This is a genomic window from Colwellia sp. SU-HH00943 (assembly GCF_057546125.1).
Genome location: NZ_BAAJLW010000002.1, coordinates 337189 through 358643, shown reverse-complemented (window position 1 = coordinate 358643; position 21455 = coordinate 337189). Strand labels below are relative to the sequence as shown.

Sequence of the window (21455 nt, the reverse complement as noted above, 5' to 3'; positions counted from 1 at the left end):
TAGTTGGTCAAATCAACCCTAGAACCACTAGTTGCAAGTTAACACAAATGAATGAATATAATGCAGTAAAGAATTAGAGAATATTATGAATACTCAAATCATCAATTGGCAAATGATATCTAACCAACAAAAGTGTGATGCACTTGCCCGCCCAGCAATTGCAGACAACGCCTTACTTTCAACTCAAGTGGCTAACATCTTGACTCAGGTTCATAAACAAGGCGACAAAGCGCTGTTTTCACTTACTGAGCAGTTTGATGGTATTGCATTACCAAGCTTATCGGTAACGCCTGAGCAAGTTGAGCAAGCCACCCAAGCTTTAAGTGAAAAACGTTTAAAAGCTATTGAAACAGCTTATGCACAAATCAAACGCTTTCACAGTGCACAAACCGCTAAAGATATTTCAGTAGAAACTTGCCCTGGTGTCGTTTGTACACTTAAAACAGAAGCCATAGAAAGTGTTGGTTTATATATTCCAGCGGGTAGCGCACCATTACCATCAACAGTATTGATGTTAGGCGTACCAGCTCAACTTGCTGGTTGTAAACGTGTTGTATTAGTCTGTCCTCCTGATAAAAATGGTCAATTAGCGAATGAAATATTAGCCGCCGCTAAACTGTGTGGTATTACTGAAATATATTCCATTGGTGGCGCACAGGCGATAGCTGCACTTGCTTATGGCACAGAAAGTATTCCGCCCGTAAATAAAGTTTTCGGTCCAGGAAACCGCTACGTTACTGAAGCAAAAAAACAGCTTTCTCAACAAGTAGCCGGTTTTGCGATTGATATGCCAGCAGGGCCTTCAGAAGTATTAGTGATTGCTGATAAACAAGCTAACGCTGCTTTCATTGCTGCAGATTTACTCTCACAAGCAGAGCACGGCGCAGATAGCCAAGTTATTTTATTAACTGACAGCGAAAACTTAATCAACGAAGTCGCAAATGAGTTAACCCAGCAAGTTGCCTTATTATCAAGACAAGCGATCGCAAAACAAGCATTAAAACAATCTCGACTGATTTTAACTGAAAATATGGCACAAGCCATCGAAGTATCCAATCGCTACGGTCCTGAGCACTTAATTGTACAAACACAGAACCCACAAAGCCTATTATCTGAATTACGTAATGCCGGCTCTATTTTTGTGGGTCCTTACACACCCGAATCAGCAGGTGATTACGCAAGCGGCACTAATCATGTTTTACCCACTTACGGCTACTCTAAAGTTATCTCTAGTTTGTCATTAGCCGATTTTTCTCGCCGCTATACCGTGCAAGAAATCAGCAAAGCAGGTTTAACCAACCTTGCTGAATGTATTATTGAGTTAACAGATGCAGAAGGTCTAGATGCTCACCAAAGAGCGGTTACCATTCGTTTAGAAGACGCTGAACTGGAAAATAACTAATGTCTGACTTAATCAACAAACTTGCTCGTGAAGAGCTGATTGAAATGATTCCTTATCAATCAGCACGTAGGTTGTTTGCCAGTGGTAGTTCAGAGCAAGCCAATAGAAAGGTTTGGCTAAATGCCAATGAAGCACCAGGAAATGGCGAGTACACAGTTACAAGTGCCAACATTAATCGCTACCCAGATTTTCAGCCTGACGATTTATTAAATGCTTACAGCCAATATTGCAATCTTGAACGCTCACAAGTATTAGCAACCCGAGGAGCGGATGAAGGGATAGAACTAATTATTCGCAGTTTTTGTCGCGCTTACCGAGACAATATTTTAATCTGCCCACCAACTTATGGCATGTACGCCATTAGTGCTGAAAATCATGGTGCAGGTATCGTGAAAGTACCACTCATCAATAACGAATTAAACTTAGATGAGTTAGCTAAACAAGTAGGTAATGCTAACGTTGTCTTTTTATGCTCACCGGGTAACCCAACAGGTAATTTATTACCTAAAGCACAAATCATTCAAGCTATTGAGTTATTTAAAGATAGCGCCGTTGTTGTCGTTGATGAAGCCTATATTGAATTTAGCCCAGAAGAGACAAGTACCCCACTCTTAACTGAATATGACAATGTAATTGTACTTAGAACCCTTTCAAAAGCATTCGCGTTAGCAGGCTTAAGGTGTGGTTTTACATTAGCAAGCGAAGCAATTATTACATTGTTGAGTAAAGTCATCGCGCCGTATCCAATATCAGCACCTGTTGCAGATATCGCCAGTAAAGCACTGACAACCGATCTCACCTTGATGACAGATCGCGTTCAAGTATGCAATCAAATTAAGGCCGATTTATCAGCATGGCTCATCAACCAACCATGGTGTGCAGAGGTTTTTGACAGTCATGCCAATTTTGTCCTATTTCGCTGCATTAATGACAGTGAAAAAACACGTATATTTGAATCATTAGTCAGCAAGAACATATTAATTCGCGATCAATCTAAGCAAATGCAGTTAGAAAACTGTCTTCGCATTAGCATAGGCAGTGAACAAGAAATAACACAACTGAAAGAAGTTTTATCATGAGCAATAAACAGCAGAAAATATTATTTATCGACCGTGACGGTACCTTAGTTGAAGAGCCAGCTATTGATAAACAGCTTGATACCTTAGAAAAATTAGTATTTGAGCCAAACGTAATCCCTGAATTGTTAAAGTTACAAGCGAAGGGCTTTGTTTTAGTAATGGTATCTAATCAAGATGGCTTAGGTACTTCAAGCTTCCCACAGAGTGATTTTGACTTACCTCATGATAAAATGATGTCCATTTTCTCTTCACAAGGCGTTGTATTTCAAGATGTTTTACTTTGCCCTCACTTTGATGAAGACAACTGTAGCTGTCGTAAGCCAAAGTTAGGCATGGTCAGTGATTACCTGCAACAAGGCCGAATTGATTTCACCAGCTCATATGTAATTGGTGATAGAGAAACCGACCTTGGCTTAGCCGCCAACATGGGTATTGTCGGGATAAAATATGATCGCGAACAAAATAATTGGCCACAAATCAGTGAACAAATTATAGACTCATTAGAAAAGCCTCGTATTGCAAGCGTTACCCGAACAACTAAAGAAACAGATATAACCATTACCGTGAATTTAGATAAAAAAGGCGGCAGTCAAATTGACACTGGCTTAGGATTTTTTGATCACATGTTAGATCAAATCGCAACACATGGTGGCTTCCGCTTAGACTGCAACGTAAGTGGTGACTATCACATTGATGAGCATCACAGTGTTGAAGATACCGCACTTGCGTTAGGTCAAGCACTAAACCAAGCGTTGGGTAATAAACGTGGTATTGGCCGTTTTGGTTTTGTTTTACCCATGGATGAATGTCGCGCTGAGTGTGCGATTGATTTATCCGGACGACCTTGGCTAGAATTTGATGCCGAATTTACCAGTGAAAATGTCGGCACTATGTCAACGCAAATGGTATCGCACTTTTTCCGCTCTTTAGCAGACTCAATGCTAATCACTTTGCACCTATCTACAAGCAAAGGTAACTGTCATCACCAAGTTGAGAGCCTATTTAAAGTATTTGGACGTGCACTTGGTCAAGCAATTAAAGTGGAAGGTGATGAAATGCCTAGCTCAAAAGGAACACTTTAATGACAGAGTCAAGCAATGTTATTGTCGATACCGGCTGTGCAAATTTATCTTCGGTAAAGTTTGCTATTGAACGCCTTGGCTTCAATGCCGTGATTACTGATGATATTGAACAAATTAAAGCCGCTGACAAAGTGATTTTCCCCGGTGTTGGCAGTGCTAAACATGCCATGGCAAATATCAACGAAAAACAACTTGTTTCAACCTTACAGAACTTAAAACAACCCGTGTTAGGCTTTTGTTTAGGCATGCAGCTGATGACTAAGTCTTCGACAGAAGGTCTAGTGAAAGATAAGGATAGTGAAGAAAATACTATCAAGTGCTTAGGTATGATCCCAACTAATGTTGAACCATTAAAGGCACATAATAAAAGATTGCCACATATGGGATGGAATACCCTGACCAGTGTGAGCGACCATCCTGTACTTAAAGGTATTAACGTTGATGACTACTTCTATTTTGTGCATAGCTATGCTGCCCCCATTAGCCAGTATACCCTAGCCAGTTGCGAATACGGTAGTGAGTTTTCTGCCATCATTGGCAAAGACAACTTTATAGGTTGCCAATTCCATCCCGAACGCTCTGGCGCCTTAGGCAGTAAAATTATTCAAAACTTTTTGACGCTTGACTCTACACAATTAAAATCGGAATAAACAACATTATGATGATCCCAGCAATTGACCTTATTAACGGCGAAGTAGTCCGTTTATTTCAAGGCGATTACAATCAAAAAACCAATTACCAATACACAGTTAAAGAGCGTCAACAGGCTTATGCTGCTGCGGGTGCGACAGTAATGCACTTTGTCGACTTAGATGGTGCCAAAGACAGCAGTAAACGTCAGTTATCTACGCTTAAAACCGTTGTCAACCATGAGACCATGATCACCCAAGTAGGCGGTGGTATTCGCTGTGAAGAAGACGTTCAACAATTACTCGATTTAGGCGCCACCCGCGTTGTGATTGGCTCACTTGCTATTAAACAGCCTGAATTAGTGCTTGAATGGCTCGCAACCTACGGTGGTGAAAAAATTGTCTTAGCCCTAGATATTAAAATTGACGAGCAAGGCAACAAAACTTTACCGACACACGGCTGGATAGAAGACAGCGGCGTAAACTTAGAAGATCTTCTTGATGCTTATATTGATGCAGGTATAAAGCACATATTGTGTACAGACATCTCTAAAGACGGGACTTTAAGCGGTTCCAATGTAGATTTATATATTGAGCTATGCAAAAAGTATCCTAGCATTGAATGGCAAGCTTCTGGTGGCATTGGCTCATTAGACGACATTAAAGCCTTAATCGGTACCGGCGTAAGCGGTGTTATTTTAGGGCGCTCGCTATTAGAAGGTAAATTTACCCTTGAGGAGGCTATCGCATGTTGGCCCGCAGAATAATACCTTGCTTAGATGTACGTGACGGTAAAGTCGTTAAAGGCGTGCAATTTAGAAACCATGAAATTATTGGTGATATTGTTCCCCTTGCTCAAAAATACGCCGAAGCAGGTGCCGATGAATTAGTATTTTATGATATTACTGCTAGCTCAGATGGCCGTGTTGTTGATAAAAGTTGGGTAAGTCGTATCGCGCAAGTTATTGATATTCCTTTCTGTGTCGCTGGCGGCATTAAAAGCGAAGCTGATGCGAAAGAAATATTAATGATGGGAGCAGATAAAATTTCCATCAACTCACCAGCCCTTCGTGATCCGTCACTTATTTCACGCCTTGCAGATCATTTTGGTCAGCAATGTGTTGTTGTTGGTATTGATAGCTTTTATGACAAAGAGACGGGCAGCTACCAAGTGTACCAGTTTACTGGTGATGAAACCCGCACCCAAAAAACCACTTGGACGACGTTTGACTGGATTAAAAAAGTAGTTAGTCTTGGTGCTGGCGAAATAGTCTTAAACTGTATGAACCAAGATGGTGTTCGCCAAGGTTATGATATTGAACAATTACAGCAAGCACGTGATGTTTGCAATGTGCCTTTAATTGCTTCTGGCGGTGCAGGTGCTATCGAGCACTTTAGCGATGTATATCAGCAGGCCGATGTAGATGGCGCACTAGCGGCTTCTGTATTCCATAAAGGCATAATCCCTATTAGTGAACTAAAAACCTATTTAAAAGCACAAAACATTGAGGTAAGACCATGTTAGTAACGACTGAAAATATCAACGAATTATCATGGCAGAAAATGGACAACCTTATCCCTGCTATTATTCAGCATGCAGCAACAGGCGCTGTTTTAATGCAAGGCTATATGAGTAAAGACTCATTAACAGCAACACTTGAATCAGGCAAAGCCACCTTTTACAGTCGCTCAAAGCAAGCTTTATGGGTTAAAGGTGAAACCTCAGGTAACTTTTTAAATGTGCAAGAAGTACTGACAGACTGTGACCAAGACAGTTTACTCATTGCTTGTACGCCAATAGGACCAAGCTGTCACTTAGGTACAGAATCATGTTTTCCTGAGCAAAAACTCACACAGCAAAACTTTTTAAGCCAACTTGAACAAGTGATTGCTAGCCGTAAAGGTGACGATGCTAAAGAGAGTTACACTGCACACTTATTCTCTCGAGGCACAACTAAAATAGCGCAAAAAGTGGGCGAAGAAGGGGTTGAAGTAGCCTTAGCTGCCGTTGCTGAAACCAAAGAAGATTTATTGGGTGAATGCGCAGACTTGTTTTATCACACCTTGGTATTGCTTGCTGATCAAAAGATTGATTTAGCTGAAGTTATGGCAGTATTACAAGCCCGTCATAACAAGTAGTCATCAATTGTACTTTGATAAAAGTATATAACCTTGTTATAACATAACTAACAGTATTTTTTTGAGATAAAGTTTTGAAAATACTTAACGCTTTTATATGCTTTCTGGCTTTTATATTAATATTTTTTGTTAATACAGTCTCTTACGCCCGCTCAAATACTATTTTAATTTATATTCGAGATGATGTTTTTGAAGATTATCAAAATTTTGTAGGTGAAAAAGACGTTCTCACCATTAATAAATTCTCAGGTAAAGCCGTCAGACGCGATGTGGTTGATATGATCATAGCTCAACAAGCATTGCGACTAGGCGGGTTTAAGTACGAGTTTTCTTATGCGCCGGGTAAAGTTAATTTTAGAAACACTAAAATGCTGCAAGATGGTGATTTGCTTATCAGTTTTGATTCATACTGGAGCCGTGATGCTGAAGCCTTAGCAGACAAACTATACATTTCAGAGCCAGTTATCAGAAAAGGTGAGTATGTTGCTGGCATATACACCAGCCCTAACAATCAAAAAGTACTCAATATAAAAACATTAGAGGATTTACAAGAATTTACTTCAGTTTCTACTCCTAAATGGCGAACTGATTGGCACACATTACAATCATTACCCTTAAAGAATTTAATTGCAGAAGACTCATGGCTTTCAATGGCGCGCATGGTCAGTATTCAATGGGTAGACTTTATGTTAATGCCATTTAACTCCACGCCTGATCAAAGCTTTACGATAGAGAAAATACATTTAATGCCAGTAAAAAATATCGCTATTGTACTACAAGATTCTCGTCACTTTGTTATCAGTAAAGAGCACCCTCAAGGTAATGAAGCCTTTACTGCAATAAACAAAGGGTTGAAAATACTCCGTGATCGAAAAGCGATTACCAAGGCATATACCGAGGCTGGCTTTTTTGTCGATAGGAAGATGTACAAAATTCTAAACCCATAACTATTGGCTAACTCACGCAGATCAATTACCTTGCAACAATAATGGAGAATTTTAATGAGCGAGAGCACGCCGCAAAATACACAATGGAAGATTAAGCATTTTAGTGAATTATCACTTAATGAATTATATGAATTACTTAAATTAAGAATCGATGTCTTTGTTGTTGAACAAACTTGTTACTACCCTGACTTGGATGGCGAAGAGAACCAGCTGGACAGGCACCCTGAAACCATACATTTACTCGGTTATCAACATGGAAAATTAGTGGCTTATTTACGTATACTCGCTAAAGGACAAAGCTATGAAAATTACATCAGCATTGGCAGAGTCGCTATTGCACAGCACGCTAGAGGAACAGGCTTAGGTCACGAATTAATGATAAAAGCTAGCCAGTTATGTCAGCAATATTTTCCTGAGCAAGCTATCAAAATATCCGCACAAGAGCATTTACATGGCTTTTATCAACAGCATGGCTTTATTCAGGTATCTGACATGTATCTGGAGGATAATATTCCTCATATTGCCATGGTTAATGAAGCGCCTGTTAAACGCTTATAAAAGTACTAATATTGGCAATTGATAAAACCAGCAAAACAAAAAAGGTTAAACTCATTCCCATCACTCGCGCAGAAGAAATACCAATAGATTTGCTTAATCCGATAGCATGCAAAACTCTTCCTAACAATAATGTGCCACCAAAAACATGGATCCAGACACTATTAGCATTATTTAACTCATAGCAAGCTAATAAGATAAGTGCTAAAGGAATATATTCTGCAAAGTTGCCATGTACTCTGATCGCTTTAGTTAACAGTTTTTCGCCCCCATCACCAACTCCTACTCGAAGTTTTCTTCTTAGCGCTATCACTTTAAAAGATAAAGAAAGATACACTAATGCGAGTAAACTGGCATAAAAGGCGGTAATTGTTAAAGTCATTGTTAAGGCTCCTTGCTGTAACTTGCCTGTCAGCCTAAAACAAAAAACTCGCCGAAGCGAGTTTTATTTAATTTTCTATAAACAAGAGCTGGTTAAGCTAATTGTTCACTTAATAAGGCATTAACCGCTTCAACAGCTTGAGTACCATCAACGGTTAAATACTGGCAATTACCTGATTGTGCTTCATTTTGATAGAAGTCAACTAAAGGTTTTGTTTGCTCATGATAAATCGCTAAACGCTTACGAACTGTCGCTTCTTCATCATCAGGACGAATCGATAAATCTTCACCAGTAACATCATCTTTACCTTCAACCTTCGGCGGATTGTACACTAAATGGTAGACTCGACCTGATCCTGAATGCACTCTTCGTCCTGCCATACGCTCAACAATCACTTCATCTGGCACATCAAATTCAAGTACATGATCAACATTAATACCATTTTCCTTCATCGCATCGGCTTGAGGGATAGTACGAGGGAAACCATCAAGTAAGAAGCCTGCTTTACAGTCATCTTGTGCCACACGTTCTTTTACTAGGCTAATAATGAGCTCATCTGATACTAATTGGCCAGCATCCATAACCGCTTTTGCTTGCTTACCTAGCTCTGTGCCTGCTTTTATTGCAGCACGTAACATGTCACCCGTTGAGATCTGCGGGATACCAAATTTAGCCATTAAAAACTGTGCTTGTGTGCCTTTGCCCGCACCAGGAGCACCAAGAAGTACAATACGCATATAAATTAACCTTTTAAAATGGTTTTTAAAATAAAAATAATTACATTAAAGTGAGGTTAATTTCATCAAAATAAAGGCTTTGATCACACTAATGTAATAATTCTTTTGTAACATATTCGTTGCGGCAGACACTATACAAGCATGCTAATAAGCAAACAAGCATAGCATACAAAAAAGGAGCATTCATTTATAGTGAATAGCTCCTTTTTCCGACTAAAGTCTATTATAAAACGGCAGTTTTACTTCGTTAGACTTAACATTAGTTTATTTAAGCGAGAAACAAAGCTTGCAGGATCTTTCAAACTACCACGCTCAGCTAACATGGCTTGCTCAAACAACACTTCAACCCACTGGGTAAATTTGTCATCGTCTTGCTCATCAGCAACATGTTTAACTAAGTCATGTTCACCGTTGATTTCAAAAATAGGCAAGGTGTCAGGCACTTCTTGCCCAACCGATGCCATTAATTTTGCCATTTGACTACTCATGTCATTCTCATCAGCCACAATACACGCTGGTGAATCCGTTAAACGCTGTGATAATTTAACATCTTTCACTTTGTCTTTAAGTGCTTCTTTGATGCGGCCAACAACTGAATCAAACTCTTTTTCTAACTTCTCTTGAGCTTCTTTAGTTTCAGCGTCATCCATATCACCTAAATCTAAACCGCCACGAGTTACTGATTGTAACTGTTTACCGTCAAATTCATTTAAGTGGCTCACTAACCATTCATCGATTCTGTCAGACATTAGTAATACTTCAATGCCTTTTTTGCGGAAAACTTCAAGATGAGGGCTGTTTTTAGCGGCTTCAAAACTATCAGCAACAACATAATAAATTTTATCTTGACCTTCTTTCATACGTTCAATGTACGAAGCAAGAGAAACACTTTGAATTGCATTATCGTCATTGGTTGAAGCAAAACGTAATAAACCAGCAATTTGCTCTTTATTCGCTACATCTTCAGCCGGGCCTTCTTTTAACACTTGACCAAACTCATCCCAGAAACCTTGGTATTTTTCAGCATCTTTTTTACCAAGTTTTTCTAACATTTTTAACACACGCTTAGTACAGCCTTTACGGATGGCTTGTGTTACTTTGTTATCTTGTAAAATTTCACGAGAAACGTTTAATGGTAAGTCATTTGAGTCAAGTAAGCCTTTTACGAAACGTAAGTAAGTAGGCATGAACTGCTCTGCGTCATCCATGATAAATACACGCTGCACATAAAGTTTTAAGCCATGTTGTTTTTCACGATTGTACATATCAAACGGTGCTTTGCTAGGTACATATAACAGTGAGGTATATTCAGTTTTACCTTCAACTTTGTTGTGCTCCCATAATAATGGGTCACCAAAGTCATGGGATACATGCTTATAAAATTCTTTATATTCATCTTCAGACACATCCGCTTTTTCACGTGTCCATAACGCGGTAGCTTTATTGATTGCTTCCCATTTAGCAGGTTCAGCATCACGTGCTTCAATAGCAGGAGAAGTAACGTTACCTTCTTCGTCCTTCACTTCAGCAACCGCTTCAACCGCAGGTACTTCAGGTGTTAACATTTCTACTGAAACAGAGATGTGATCTGAGTATTTAGTCACGATAGACTTTAAACGCCAGTCATCAGCAAACTCACTTTCATCTTCTTTTAAGTGAAGAATAATATCGGTACCACGAGCAGGCTTTTCAATTTTAGCGGTTGTAAAGTCACCTTCACCAGCACTCACCCATTCAACACCTTCGCTCGCAGCATCACCAGCACGACGAGTACGAACCGTTACTTTATCAGCTACAATAAATGCCGAATAAAAACCAACACCAAACTGACCAATTAACTGCGAGTCAGCGGCTTGATCGCCAGAAAGTTGTGAGAAAAATTCAGCAGTACCTGACTTAGCAATAGTACCTAGATGTTGAATAACATCATCATGGTTCATACCGATGCCGTTATCTGAAATAGTCACCGTATTGTTGTCTTTATCGCAACTAACACGAACACGTAACTCACCGTCACCTTCAAATAAGTCAGCATTAGATAAAGCTTTAAAGCGCAATTTATCAGAGGCATCAGCCGCATTCGATACTAACTCACGTAAGAAAATTTCTTTATTTGAATAAAGACTGTGGATCATTAATTGTAAAAGTTGTTTAACTTCAGTTTGAAAACCATGAACTTCTGGTTGGCTTGCTTCAGACATCTGAAAGCTCTCCTGTCTAAATATAAATAGATGAAAATAATTCGTTAAAAATAACGTTAGAAACGATGTGGGGGTTAGGGGGAATAATTCAAGGGAAGAAACAATAAAAGTATCGAGTTTATTCTTTATCAAGCGAAAAAGAATAATAACAGCGAAGCTAAACCTCACCAGTATGCATCATTTAACTACTTAACTGTTGGCTTACTAAGATACCTTTTTACAACTGATAATTTTTTCGACCAGACAGTGCATGAGATAAGGTATTACCATCTACGTATTCAAGTTCCCCACCTACAGGCACACCATGAGCTATACGTGAAATACTGACATCATACTGCTGTGCTAATTCGGCAATATAATGTGCGGTCGCCTCACCTTCAACAGTAGGGTTTGTGGCCAAAATCACTTCTAAAAATTGACCGCTGGCAAACTGCTTTGCCAAAATATCTAAGCCTAATTCATCGGGGCCAATACCATCAATTGGCGATAAATGCCCCATCAGTACAAAATATTTCCCCGTAAACTCGCCGGTTTGCTCAATGGCTATTACATCTCCTGGGCTTTCAACCACACACAGTGTTGTGGCAATTTTTCTTTTTGGACTTTGACAGATTTCACACAAGGCTTCTTCAGTAAAATTACGGCATGATTGGCAATGTCCAATATCAGCCATTGCTGACGCTAACGTTGTGGCTAATTTAGCACCACCTCGACGGTTACGCTCCAGCAAGTGAAATGCCATACGTTGAGCTGATTTTGCTCCTACGCCAGGTAAACATTTTAATGAGTCGATAAGCTCTTGTACTAATGGGCTAAATTTCATAGTAAATAATAATGTTCGATTAAACTGAAATGTTCATATGGAAATAATGCCACTAGTTTATAGAAAACAGCCTAAACAATCATTAGTTGCCGAAAAAGAAAATAAAAAGCCCAACATATTGTCAGGCTTTGTAAGGTGAGATAAACGATAAATTATTGTCCGAGAAGCTCGCGCTTTAATTCATCTTTATTAATTAAGTTTTTATCACTTTGAACTAAAGGTAATGAACGTTTGTATAGTACGCGGCTTGGGATCATATACGAAGCTAAATGCTTTTTCAGTTCAAACAAAATTTCATGCTCAGTAATTTCATTGACCGACGAATAAACCATGACAATTTCTTCTTCAATAATGTCATTCTCTAAGCCGAATACCGCACACTGCTCTATTTGTGGAATGTTTTTAGCGACAACAGATTCAACTTCAAACGGCGACACCCTAAAGCCTCGGGTTTTGATCATATCATCTTGTCTTGAGACAAAGTAAAGGTAACCTTCTTCATCTTTATATACGTAATCTCCGGTTGCAACAACCACTTCATCAGTTAATTGCCCTTCTAAATTGATGACATCTTTTAGAATTTGAACTGATTTAAAACGTTGGGCATTTTGCTCAGGGGCATTCCAAAAACCACGATAAATGTAACCACCACGATGAATCAACTCACCTACTTCACGTACGCCACATTCTTTTCCATCTTCGTTAATCACATAAAGCTCAACATCTGGAATAGCTTTACCAATAGAATCAGGTCGAATTTGCGCTTGTGATGGTTCAAGATATGTTGAGCGGAATGCTTCAGTTAAGCCATGCATAGAGTAAAAATTAGCTTCAGTGAAAGTGTTTTTACAATCTTTAATCATTTTAGCCGTAACATTTCCACCTGATGAAGTAATAGTTTTAACACTAGCAAATAGCTCTGAGCTTGGAATACGCTCAACACCATCAAACAATTGTGAAATATTCACAGGCATCAACGGCAACACGGTTACCTTGTCATTGATAATATGATTAAAGTAGTCTTCCGGCAAAATAAAACGATGCAAGGCTAACGTTGCTTTTTTATAAAGCGTGCAAAAGATCTGATTTAAGCCGTAATCTAAATTAAAAATAAGCACACCAGAAATAATATCTTCATGCTCTAGTGCTAAATATTGAGATACCACACGAGCTGAATCAATCAAATTACGATGTGAAATAACAATGCCTTTTGGCGTACCTGAGACACCAAAAGAATAAGTAATCACAGCATTACTGTGACCACTAATATCGCAAGAATAAGGTTTATTGTAATATTTAAAAATTTCTTCAAACGAAGCGATATCTTTACCAGCCGTTTCATAAGAAATAACATGACCGCTAAAATTGATTTCTTCGATGCTTTCAAGCTTTACTTTATCTGTGATAATACACTTAATGTCACAGTCGTTAATAATGTATTCAACCTGCTCAGATTTTAACAAGGTGGTTAAAGGAACTAATACATAATCCGTTGATAAAATAGCTAAAATTGCAATGACTTGCTCAATACCTTTATTCGAATATAAGCCAACACGTGAGTCTTTAGGCAAGTCTAACTCGTTGAGATAAAAGGCAACTTGGTTAACTTTCGCAAAAAGCTCACCATAAGTAATACTTTGTTCATTATACACTACTGCTGTTTTGTCACTATGAGCTGAAACTGCTCCTTCAAGTAGTGTTCTAATACAATTTATTGACATAAAATTTTTCCTCTCCCTTTAAAGGCTAGCAGCTTCAAGCGTCCAAATATCATAATTAGTATCAAGTACTGTGGTCGGCTTGTGCGCTGAATTGAGAATTTTTTGATAGAAAAATGAGACGATGTCTTCAATCTCTTCTGTGGATAAAACTTTAGTAATACCACCCGTTAGTACAATAGAGTTTAAAGACAATAGTTTTAAATTTATATAAGCTTTTCTATAGTGCGAAATTTTACATAACACTAAGAAAATGGCTAACTGCATTAAAATTTTAGTCGCTTTTTCGCTTTGCTCTTCAAAAATATTTTCGGTCACTTTTAAATGCATCAGCAATTCATAAACAAATTCATTATTTTTTGCTGTAAAAATTAATGATTGCTTAGATTTATAAACACCAAGCTTTTTAAAGACTAACCTATCATATTCATTTTCAGTAACTAAGTTATCATCCACGAGATCTTTAGAGTAATGAATATCTGTCGTGGCGCCACCTATATCGAGTAAAATAAAAGGGTTCACTACTGAGAATTTCGCATCAATCAATGGTAAGGTTTTATTAACGATATAAGGCGTTGAAAAGATCTGATTAGAAGTAATGTTATATAAATTTTTAACATCTTCCTTACCTTCAATATCCTTTTGATAAAGGTTGGTTAAATACTCTCTTAAATCGTCTTCAACAATATGTAAGCGGTTATCAATAATATTAGGTAGTACAACGACATCATCAATATTTTCTTTCACTATCGGTGCATCTAACTCATTACCAACAAAGACGATATTTGAATAGCGTAATTGTGCTAAATAGTTATATAAACTTTCAGAAAAAATTCCGCCATTTGAATTTATACCGCCAACAATGATCACCACATCAATCAAGTCGCTCGGAATAGAATACTCTTCAATATTTTGATATAGCACAGTATCAATAATATTGATTCCAGAATTAAAGGCGATATTGGTGGCGTACTTTAATGAGAAAGTATTGGTGATACCAATGATCAGCGTAGTTAATCCACCATTAGCAGACGAACAAATATGCACGTCTTCTTTTTCAAAGTCACTAATAGTATTGCCACATTTGTGCATTAAATCATCAAGAATATCTTTATTAAAGTCTCTGAAGTGCTGCTCTAATTTATCCTTTGTACTTAATTTAAAGTAGGTACTACCCACATCAATCAGCAACTTATTTTCTTTTTTACTATTTTCTACTACCGAGGTGCTCATTGCATAATACCTATATCATGAATAATGTCGTTTACAATACTGGTTGTGTCTTTGGTTAAATCACATTGCGCTTTATCATAAGCATAACAACGATCAGGTATCGGTACATTTCCGCGTTTAATGATACGAATATTTTTCTTCGCATCTCTAATAGTGATCATATTATTATGATTTATAATATGCGGCGAGAATGGTACATCAATAATGCCATTTTTGATGGAGTTAAAGACTTTACGCCACAAGGTGTCAGCAGGATCATTAAATACTGCTTCCATAATGGCTTTGACTTGCAGGGTTAACATTTCCTCTTCTTCTTCATCAACCACATTAGGTAAACCATTTAAAATACCTAAAGTATATTGAGTATTAGCAACGGTTTTAGCGTTAGCTTCTTTGGTTGGAATGCCAGATGCTTCTTCACGGGTTTTGGTGATGATTTTGTCTGCGCCAACCATAGAGGCAATGACAGTAGACATATTAATAAGCTGTTCCGCGTAATCTTTGTTCATCGGAAAAGCCCCCATCCACTGGTGATAAACCAAGTGAATAGCGGCATCGCCACAATTAATTTGTTCCGCATAATACTTAGCAAGCTTTTTAATAACCGCACCTGTGACTATGTCTTGATTCATTGAGCCTTGCTGAGCAAAAGACACCGAGAAAGATTTCACTCCTTCTTCTAATGATAAAAGCATCTCAAGTAATTGAATAACTATGGTGATTGCTGGTGGTACTAGGGTTGCGGTAAGCGGCCCAAATGACTCGCGATTAATTGGCTCGTTTAACTTTGAGTAATTTGCACAAACGCGCTCAACATATTTCCAGTATAAAAAGGCTTTATCCAGCGGAAAGTTTTTTGAGTAAGGTAAAAGGTAAGTTATTGGTCCACCTTCAATTTCAAAAATACCTGACGCTATGGCTGTTTCTATCAATAACCTCGCATCTGGTGTGCCGTGTCGCAGGCTCACCGGCTTATTAAAATGCGTGATCATTTTGCGTGTGGTTCTGTAACCATGATTAACCAAAGGATAACCGTTAAGCATATCAACTTCATTTTCTTCACTTAAACGCAGCATTTTCTTTGAGGTAGCGTAATCGTTTAAACGAGTATTAGAATCAATAGTTAGCGGTAGAACATCAACATTCGCGTCTACAAAAAACTCATAAAGGGCGAATTGTTTTTTGTACGTTGGAAAACCACCACGTGGCTGAACTAGCATTTTTTGGCGTTGTTTAAAGTGGTGAGAGATAAACAAATCTTTACTGGCATTTTTAACAAATTCAGCCACTTCGGCAAAATCAAATGCCTCTACATACTCATTGCTAAGAATGATTTCTCTTTCTTCCTGCAGCAAACTCATTATTCAGTACCCGCTTTCATCTCGTCATTTACGATATTTCTTTCTTTTAATAGGTCTTCCAACATATCTAAACCTGTATTTAAATCCACTTGATGACAAACAATATCAAATCCATAATTTTTGTATCTCGGCACAATATCTTCAGCATTACCGGTACCTACCACCAAGTTACCGCCAATCATCATGATCACATCGTCTAAATTTTTATATTTGGCTTTTAAGAGTTTAACTTCTCGGCTCCAGCCTTCAGCTTCGCCATTTAGTGATGAAATCAATAACACTTCAGCGCCAGTTTCAACTACTGCATCAAAAAACTCTTCTAAATAGGTATTAACTCCAAGATTGAATACCTCATATCCTCGCGCCTCAAGGGAAAGCTCGATTAACCGATTAGCAACAACATGAATATCATTGCCAACTACGCCCGTTACTACCTTCATACTTTTTATGCCTAACTATGTTTCTTATCTAGTGTTATCTAGGTGGGAATTTATTTATTCACTAATATTGAATATATAATATCAAAATTTATATCAAAACACTCCTTTAATGCTAGAATACTGGCTTATACCGTATATAAAAAAAGAACAGGACATTTTTATGACATTTTTTACTGCCGATATCTGTGACGAACATAGCGAAAAGGTATCCGTTTTAGGTGCAGGCTATACCAATTTTGGTGGTGCAAGTAAGTGCCAAGGTGAGATTGTTACCATCAAGTTAGATAAAAATAACAGTGACTTAATCACACTACTTCGTGATGAAGATGGCACAGGTAAAGTTGTCGTCGTTGACGTAAACAAAGAATATTATGCAGTAGTGGGTGAAAATTTAATGAAGTTTGCTCACCAAAACAACTATAGTGGTATTGTGATTAATGGCTACATTAGAGATACCTTCCAAATTACTGATATTCCAGTAGCGTTATATGCCCTAGGCACCTGCTCAAGAAAATACATTCCGGTAACCAGTGGTGAAAGAAATATCAGCTTATCTTTTGATGGAGTTGAGTTTAACCAAGGTGACTACTTATACGCCGATACTGATGGTGTTATTGTCACTAGCGAGAAAATTGTTTAATGACTAAAGCTTAAACAAAATAATTAAACCATTTTAAGACAAAATGAAATGGCAAGATGATTGACTGAAAATAAAAAGCCCGTGATTAGTAATAATCACGGGCTTTTCTCATGCTATAAGCAGAATAAGTTATAGTACTTTTGCGATTGATTGCGTTAAGTAATTAACATTATCTGGAGAAATACCCGCTAAGCTGATACGGCTAGAGCCAACAATATAAATGCTAAACTCGTCTTGTAAGCGTTGCACTTGATCTTGATCGATACCTAAGAATGAGAACATACCATTTTGGCGAGTGATAAAACTAAAGTCACGAGTCACACCATTTTCAATCAGTTTATCCACAAGCAAATGACGCATACCATTTATACGGTCACGCATTTGTGCTAACTCACCATGCCATTGAGTCGTTAATTCATCAGACGATAATATAGTTTCAACAATCGCCGCACCATGTGCTGGCGGCATAGAGTACATTACACGGACAACATTCAATAATACTGAGCTGATAATATCCGTAGAAACTGCACTGCTGCCAATAATAGAACAAGCACCAATACGCTCACGATATAAACCAAAGTTTTTAGAACATGAGCTACAAATAATCATTTGCTCAACAGTATCAGCCATTAAACGTAAACCGTAAGCATCAGCATCTAAATCTTCACCAAAACCTTGGTAAGCCATATCAATCACAGGAATGAAACCAACATGTTTACTTACTTCAGCCACTTGTTGCCATTGCTCTTTAGATAAATCCATACCGCTAGGGTTATGACAACAAGCATGCAATAACACTGCATCTTCTTTTGGAATTTCTTTAAGGGCCGCAAGCATACCTTCAAAATCTAAACAGTTATTTTCGTAATCGTAATACGGATAAGTTTTAACTGTTAGGCCAGCGGCTTTAAATACGCCTTGGTGATTTGCCCAAGTAGGATTGCTCACCCAAATTGTTGCGCCAGGCGTACAAGTTTTAATAAACTCACCAGCTACACGTAAAGCACCAGTACCCCCTGGGGTAGATACAGTACGGATACGTTTTTCACTAATAACTTTATGATCACCTAAAATAAGTGACGTCATTTTTTCATTAAAAAGAGCTGAGCCTGCTGAGCCCAAATAAGCTTTACTTGCTTCATTATCGGCACGAAAATGCTCGGCTGTTTTTACGCAATCTAAAACAGGGGTATTTCCTGCTTCGTCTTTATAAATACCCGCACCTAAATCGATTTTATTCGGGTTATTATCCGCTTTAAACTTTATCGACAACCCCAAAATAGGGTCTGCTGGCAATTGCTTTAACTTTGTAAACATGCTTTTTACTACCTTTAAAATTTTGAAATATCCGTAGAAACGTTAAAACGGAATAACTATTCACAATAATTGTCGCGATTATACCCCAAGCGAAATGAAGAATCGCGTTTTGAGTGGATAAATATATAAATAAAGGCTATTGCTTAGATGAAATAGTTAGTAGTTAAGCTAGCCATTATTAAAATTCACCAATTAAATGTAATTTATCAGCTTCAAGATTACTTAAGTTAACTTCGCTACCATCCCGCCAGCGCAGGTTAACGGCTTGAATAATATCATCACTACCTAAACCAAAATGGGCAATATTTAAGACACTTTGCGAATGAGACGCACTAGATGAGCCAATAATCTTAAATTGTTTCCCCTTAGCTGTGGTAATTGATATTCTCGCGCCCAAAGGATCAACGCCATTAATAGAGTAACCTATGCGTGCAAGAAAATAGTGATTATCGGTTTGGCTAGTATTTTGATACAAATGCCATCGGCCATTGTCATCATCACCATTGAGTAGATCTATTTTTCCATCTAAGTTGTAATCAAACGCCGTTCCCATATCACCATGAGAATCTAAACCTATTTCACTTGTGGCTTCAACAAGCGTTTGTGAAGTGAAATGACCATCCCCTTGGTTAATAAGAGCCACATCAGCAATACGCTCTTTTAAACCACCGAAACGATGAATAAAAAAATCGGTATAGGTATCATTATTAAAGTCACCTACTGTAACTCCCCAATTGTTAGATAGGCTTTGTTTAGGTAGTTGGTTTGAAATATCCGTGAATTTATCACCATCATTTCTCAATAATACATCAGCGACATTAGGATTTTGTGGCTGCCAATCAGGTGTATAGGCCGTTAACCCTTTAATTGAAGCACGTACATCCCAAGCAAGGTTATCGGTTAGTAACCACTCTAAACGCCAATTTCCGTCCCCCAAATAACCTAAATACCAACCGGTTTGTTCAAGCTTTTCAGGAAATCCCTGCGCTTGCTCTGGTGTTATTGTGACTGCTTTACTTGGCGTTTCAATAAGGCTTTTATTACTGCCCAAGTAAACCGGCATCTTTTCGAGTCGCTTAGCTCTTGGAAAGTGATAAAAATCCAATAAATCAATATTCGCTTTAGCATGAAGCGTTATACCATCATGGCTTTTATTACCCTCATCACGCAGATCGAGCCGCCCTGTATGCTCATTAAAAGAGAGGCTATTATTGGCTAAGGTATAATGTAGCTTACCGCGAGCAAGATATAAGTCATTATCGCCATCATTATCAATATCAGCATGCGCTGCTGAAATCACTCCCTGATAACCAAGGCTATCTTTGGGCAACATAGCGTGAGTAACATTGTCAAAGGTAAAATCATTATTACCTTGTAACAGGGTTACTTTAGCGTAGGTATTAAATGCAACAATATCGGTAATATTGTCGTTATTAAAATCCGTCAACAATAAACGCTCTGCGTCTAGATCTTCAAACTCAGGATTCGCTCGATAAACAAAGCTGCCATCGCCTTTATTTTCAAAAAGAATATTACGCGGTGCACTTTCATTAACAACTTTTTCAGCATTAATTTGCAGAAAATCTAAATCGCCATCACCATCTAAATCAATCCAACGAACAGAGCGTCCACGGGCGCCCATTTCAGAAAGCCCGGCCTGTACGGTAACATCAACAAATTCGCCACCATCATTTCTAAGTAACCGTTGAGGTTGAGGTTTAGTGCCATTACCTCCCCCTAAAGAAATCAATATATCGTTATCGCCATCGAGATCATAATCTCCTGCTGCAATACCATGTAAATCAACACGACGAAAAATATCGGCTTGACGTGTAAATGTGAAATCCCCATTCGCCATAAAGAGTCGAATGGGCGTTGTATCATGGTTTGTTAACAAAAAATCATAATGACCATCGTTATTAATATCAGCAACTGCAGGGCCGCCATATTTCCAAGCAGGCTCAGAAATCAAGCCAACTTCGTCACTCACTTCCTTAAAGGATACCGCCTGAGCGAGTTTAGTTTGGCTGGTTTGTGACTGGCAGCCAGACAGTAAAAGCCAGACGGCTAGCGTAAAAATAAGGTTAATGCGATTTTTCATATAACATCCAATGATTACTGATTAATTTAAGTCAGGTGTTAATGAAAAATCTAGCAATCAAAACCTCACCAAGATAAATTGTATTTTGTTAACAATTATAGTTTTTAATATAACGTTTAATTATTATTTCTACAATAGGGCTTAATAATTAAAGAAAGTAAATGAAATAAAATTAATTAGAGGTAATTTGAGGTGAAATTAATGTTCGCTGTTGGATTTGTTAACTAATATGATTCATTTTGAAAGCTTATTAAACAAAAAACCGACATTGAAGTCGGCTCTTTAAAATACTTAGCAGGTAGCATCTAGAATGGCATTTTCATACCTGGTGGTAATTGCATACCGCCAGTCAACGCACCCATTTTTTCTTTGTTTTGTTCTTCAACACGACGTACTGCATCGTTAACTGCTGCAGCGAGTAAGTCTTCAATCATGTCTTTATCATCTTCCATTAAACTATCATCAAGCTCTACTCTACGAACACTGTGACTACCTGTCATGGTTACTTTAACCATACCAGCGCCTGATTCACCAACAACTTCCATATTGGCTAATTCTTCTTGCGCTTTTTGCATTTTTGCTTGCATTTGTTGGGCTTGTTTCATCAAGTTGCCCATACCACCTTTCATCATTACGTCTCCAAAAATATATAATCTATAAATGAGTTGC

At 38.1% G+C, this 21455-nt stretch carries 21 protein-coding genes; 10 read left to right on the top strand and 11 right to left on the bottom strand.

Going from position 1 to position 21455, the window contains the following annotated elements; genetic code table 11:
* Positions 1–85 precede the first annotated feature (85 nt).
* The 9 genes from hisD to AC27GZ_RS06750 all read left to right on the top strand — a co-directional run bounded on the left by hisD (position 86) and on the right by AC27GZ_RS06750 (position 7836).
* On the top strand, positions 86–1402 hold the full coding sequence (gene hisD, locus AC27GZ_RS06790; RefSeq protein WP_487094146.1) for a histidinol dehydrogenase: 1317 nt from the start codon (positions 86–88) through the stop codon (positions 1400–1402).
* A complete protein-coding gene (gene hisC, locus AC27GZ_RS06785) occupies positions 1402–2481 on the top strand; it encodes a histidinol-phosphate transaminase (RefSeq protein WP_487094145.1) in 1080 nt (359 codons plus the stop codon). The genes hisD and hisC overlap by 1 nt, the downstream gene beginning before the upstream one ends.
* Entirely contained in the window at positions 2478–3563 is a 1086-nt protein-coding gene (gene hisB, locus AC27GZ_RS06780; protein ID WP_487094144.1) for a bifunctional histidinol-phosphatase/imidazoleglycerol-phosphate dehydratase HisB, read from the top strand. Before hisC ends, hisB begins: the two co-directional genes overlap by 4 nt.
* Positions 3563–4213 carry an imidazole glycerol phosphate synthase subunit HisH gene (gene hisH, locus AC27GZ_RS06775; RefSeq protein WP_487094143.1) on the top strand — a complete coding sequence of 217 codons (651 nt, stop codon included), beginning with the start codon at positions 3563–3565 and terminating at the stop codon, positions 4211–4213. The genes hisB and hisH overlap by 1 nt, the downstream gene beginning before the upstream one ends.
* 8 nt (positions 4214–4221) lie before the next feature.
* A complete protein-coding gene (hisA, locus tag AC27GZ_RS06770; protein ID WP_487094142.1) occupies positions 4222–4959 on the top strand; it encodes a 1-(5-phosphoribosyl)-5-[(5-phosphoribosylamino)methylideneamino]imidazole-4-carboxamide isomerase in 738 nt (245 codons plus the stop codon).
* Complete coding sequence (gene hisF / locus AC27GZ_RS06765; protein ID WP_487094141.1) at positions 4941–5717, top strand: imidazole glycerol phosphate synthase subunit HisF; 777 nt, start codon at positions 4941–4943, stop codon at positions 5715–5717. Before hisA ends, hisF begins: the two co-directional genes overlap by 19 nt.
* Positions 5711–6331: a bifunctional phosphoribosyl-AMP cyclohydrolase/phosphoribosyl-ATP diphosphatase HisIE gene (hisIE, locus tag AC27GZ_RS06760; protein WP_487094140.1), complete on the top strand. Its 621-nt coding sequence runs from the start codon at positions 5711–5713 to the stop codon at positions 6329–6331. Before hisF ends, hisIE begins: the two co-directional genes overlap by 7 nt.
* A gap of 74 nt (positions 6332–6405) precedes the next feature.
* Entirely contained in the window at positions 6406–7278 is an 873-nt protein-coding gene (locus AC27GZ_RS06755) for a hypothetical protein (protein ID WP_487094139.1), read from the top strand.
* 54 nt (positions 7279–7332) lie between these two features.
* Entirely contained in the window at positions 7333–7836 is a 504-nt protein-coding gene (locus AC27GZ_RS06750) for a GNAT family N-acetyltransferase (RefSeq protein WP_487094138.1), read from the top strand.
* Here the strand turns inward: AC27GZ_RS06750 and AC27GZ_RS06745 are convergent.
* The 8 genes from AC27GZ_RS06745 to glmS all read right to left on the bottom strand — a co-directional run bounded on the left by AC27GZ_RS06745 (position 7823) and on the right by glmS (position 16728).
* Positions 7823–8215: an MAPEG family protein gene (locus AC27GZ_RS06745; protein ID WP_487094137.1), complete on the bottom strand. Its 393-nt coding sequence runs from the start codon at positions 8213–8215 to the stop codon at positions 7823–7825. The genes AC27GZ_RS06750 and AC27GZ_RS06745 overlap by 14 nt on opposite strands.
* 92 nt (positions 8216–8307) lie before the next feature.
* Complete coding sequence (gene adk, locus AC27GZ_RS06740) at positions 8308–8952, bottom strand: adenylate kinase (RefSeq protein ID WP_487094136.1); 645 nt, start codon at positions 8950–8952, stop codon at positions 8308–8310.
* Positions 8953–9191: 239 nt separating this feature from the next.
* Positions 9192–11153, bottom strand: coding sequence for a molecular chaperone HtpG (gene htpG, locus AC27GZ_RS06735; protein WP_487094135.1), 1962 nt, complete (start codon positions 11151–11153; stop codon positions 9192–9194).
* A 217-nt stretch (positions 11154–11370) separates the two neighbouring features.
* Positions 11371–11976, bottom strand: coding sequence for a recombination mediator RecR (gene recR / locus AC27GZ_RS06730; protein WP_487094134.1), 606 nt, complete (start codon positions 11974–11976; stop codon positions 11371–11373).
* A 152-nt stretch (positions 11977–12128) separates the two neighbouring features.
* Positions 12129–13697, bottom strand: coding sequence for an AMP-binding protein (locus AC27GZ_RS06725; protein ID WP_487094133.1), 1569 nt, complete (start codon positions 13695–13697; stop codon positions 12129–12131).
* An 18-nt stretch (positions 13698–13715) separates the two neighbouring features.
* A complete protein-coding gene (locus AC27GZ_RS06720) occupies positions 13716–14927 on the bottom strand; it encodes a glutamate mutase L (protein WP_487094132.1) in 1212 nt (403 codons plus the stop codon).
* On the bottom strand, positions 14924–16288 hold the full coding sequence (locus AC27GZ_RS06715; protein WP_487094131.1) for a hypothetical protein: 1365 nt from the start codon (positions 16286–16288) through the stop codon (positions 14924–14926). The genes AC27GZ_RS06720 and AC27GZ_RS06715 overlap by 4 nt, the downstream gene beginning before the upstream one ends.
* Positions 16288–16728: a methylaspartate mutase subunit S gene (gene glmS / locus AC27GZ_RS06710; protein WP_487094130.1), complete on the bottom strand. Its 441-nt coding sequence runs from the start codon at positions 16726–16728 to the stop codon at positions 16288–16290. Before glmS ends, AC27GZ_RS06715 begins: the two co-directional genes overlap by 1 nt.
* 160 nt (positions 16729–16888) lie before the next feature.
* Here glmS and rraA point away from each other — a divergent pair, with 160 nt between their 5' ends.
* Positions 16889–17368, top strand: a complete 480-nt coding sequence (rraA, locus tag AC27GZ_RS06705; protein ID WP_487094129.1) for a ribonuclease E activity regulator RraA — start codon at positions 16889–16891, stop codon at positions 17366–17368.
* Between the two features lie 129 nt (positions 17369–17497).
* Here rraA and AC27GZ_RS06700 read toward each other — a convergent pair whose 3' ends face one another.
* The 3 genes from AC27GZ_RS06700 to AC27GZ_RS06690 all read right to left on the bottom strand — a co-directional run bounded on the left by AC27GZ_RS06700 (position 17498) and on the right by AC27GZ_RS06690 (position 21418).
* Positions 17498–18685, bottom strand: coding sequence for an amino acid aminotransferase (locus AC27GZ_RS06700; protein ID WP_487094128.1), 1188 nt, complete (start codon positions 18683–18685; stop codon positions 17498–17500).
* Positions 18686–18863: 178 nt separating this feature from the next.
* Complete coding sequence (locus AC27GZ_RS06695) at positions 18864–20786, bottom strand: CRTAC1 family protein (RefSeq protein ID WP_487094127.1); 1923 nt, start codon at positions 20784–20786, stop codon at positions 18864–18866.
* A 305-nt stretch (positions 20787–21091) separates the two neighbouring features.
* A complete protein-coding gene (locus AC27GZ_RS06690; protein WP_487094126.1) occupies positions 21092–21418 on the bottom strand; it encodes a YbaB/EbfC family nucleoid-associated protein in 327 nt (108 codons plus the stop codon).
* Between the last annotated feature and the right edge of the window lie 37 nt (positions 21419–21455).

What these genes read in the sequence shown, in the direction of transcription:
- hisD (WP_487094146.1), top strand. Translation starts at nt 86, where the DNA reads ATGAATACTCAAATCATCAATTGGCAAATGATATCTAACCAACAAAAG.
- hisC (WP_487094145.1), top strand. Translation starts at nt 1,402, where the DNA reads ATGTCTGACTTAATCAACAAACTTGCTCGTGAAGAGCTGATTGAAATG.
- hisB (WP_487094144.1), top strand. Translation starts at nt 2,478, where the DNA reads ATGAGCAATAAACAGCAGAAAATATTATTTATCGACCGTGACGGTACC.
- hisH (WP_487094143.1), top strand. Translation starts at nt 3,563, where the DNA reads ATGACAGAGTCAAGCAATGTTATTGTCGATACCGGCTGTGCAAATTTA.
- hisA (WP_487094142.1), top strand. Translation starts at nt 4,222, where the DNA reads ATGATGATCCCAGCAATTGACCTTATTAACGGCGAAGTAGTCCGTTTA.
- hisF (WP_487094141.1), top strand. Translation starts at nt 4,941, where the DNA reads ATGTTGGCCCGCAGAATAATACCTTGCTTAGATGTACGTGACGGTAAA.
- hisIE (WP_487094140.1), top strand. Translation starts at nt 5,711, where the DNA reads ATGTTAGTAACGACTGAAAATATCAACGAATTATCATGGCAGAAAATG.
- AC27GZ_RS06750 (WP_487094138.1), top strand. Translation starts at nt 7,333, where the DNA reads ATGAGCGAGAGCACGCCGCAAAATACACAATGGAAGATTAAGCATTTT.
- AC27GZ_RS06745 (WP_487094137.1), bottom strand. Translation starts at nt 8,215, where the DNA reads ATGACTTTAACAATTACCGCCTTTTATGCCAGTTTACTCGCATTAGTG.
- adk (WP_487094136.1), bottom strand. Translation starts at nt 8,952, where the DNA reads ATGCGTATTGTACTTCTTGGTGCTCCTGGTGCGGGCAAAGGCACACAA.
- htpG (WP_487094135.1), bottom strand. Translation starts at nt 11,153, where the DNA reads ATGTCTGAAGCAAGCCAACCAGAAGTTCATGGTTTTCAAACTGAAGTT.
- recR (WP_487094134.1), bottom strand. Translation starts at nt 11,976, where the DNA reads ATGAAATTTAGCCCATTAGTACAAGAGCTTATCGACTCATTAAAATGT.
- AC27GZ_RS06725 (WP_487094133.1), bottom strand. Translation starts at nt 13,697, where the DNA reads ATGTCAATAAATTGTATTAGAACACTACTTGAAGGAGCAGTTTCAGCT.
- AC27GZ_RS06720 (WP_487094132.1), bottom strand. Translation starts at nt 14,927, where the DNA reads ATGAGCACCTCGGTAGTAGAAAATAGTAAAAAAGAAAATAAGTTGCTG.
- AC27GZ_RS06715 (WP_487094131.1), bottom strand. Translation starts at nt 16,288, where the DNA reads ATGAGTTTGCTGCAGGAAGAAAGAGAAATCATTCTTAGCAATGAGTAT.
- glmS (WP_487094130.1), bottom strand. Translation starts at nt 16,728, where the DNA reads ATGAAGGTAGTAACGGGCGTAGTTGGCAATGATATTCATGTTGTTGCT.
- rraA (WP_487094129.1), top strand. Translation starts at nt 16,889, where the DNA reads ATGACATTTTTTACTGCCGATATCTGTGACGAACATAGCGAAAAGGTA.
- AC27GZ_RS06700 (WP_487094128.1), bottom strand. Translation starts at nt 18,685, where the DNA reads ATGTTTACAAAGTTAAAGCAATTGCCAGCAGACCCTATTTTGGGGTTG.
- AC27GZ_RS06695 (WP_487094127.1), bottom strand. Translation starts at nt 20,786, where the DNA reads ATGAAAAATCGCATTAACCTTATTTTTACGCTAGCCGTCTGGCTTTTA.
- AC27GZ_RS06690 (WP_487094126.1), bottom strand. Translation starts at nt 21,418, where the DNA reads ATGATGAAAGGTGGTATGGGCAACTTGATGAAACAAGCCCAACAAATG.